Annotated in this window: 2 protein-coding genes; both read right to left on the minus strand. The window is 65.5% G+C overall.

The genetic code is table 11. From position 1 onward, the window contains the following. Positions 1 to 112, minus strand: a 112-nt coding sequence (locus G8767_RS35480) for a DnaJ domain-containing protein (protein ID WP_166814331.1), incomplete at its 3' end; no start/stop codon positions are given. Positions 113 to 118: 6 nt separating this feature from the next. After that, on the minus strand, positions 119 to 255 hold a 137-nt coding region (gene grpE / locus G8767_RS35485; RefSeq protein ID WP_166814333.1), incomplete at its 5' end, for a nucleotide exchange factor GrpE.

The raw sequence follows: 255 nt of genomic DNA on the forward strand, positions 1-255 counted from the left end.
CCTTGTTCACATCGGGGTGGTACTTGCGGGCAAGCTTGCGGTACGCCTGCTGAATTTCGTCGGTGCCGGCGCCCTTCGGTACGCCGAGTACTTCGTAGTAGTCACGGGCCATCGGTGCTCACCCCTCTGGGCGGCTGACGACCACCGCGGCGGGCCGCAACTGTCGCCCGTCCTCTCCATAACCCGGGCGCAAGACCTCGACCACGGTCCCGGACGGAAGGTCGGGTCGGGTTACCACACTGACCACTTCGTGGA

The sequence above is a fragment of the Rhodococcus sp. IC4_135 genome (genome assembly GCF_011602025.1).
Taxonomy (GTDB): Bacteria; Actinomycetota; Actinomycetes; order Mycobacteriales; family Mycobacteriaceae; genus Rhodococcus_F; species Rhodococcus_F baikonurensis.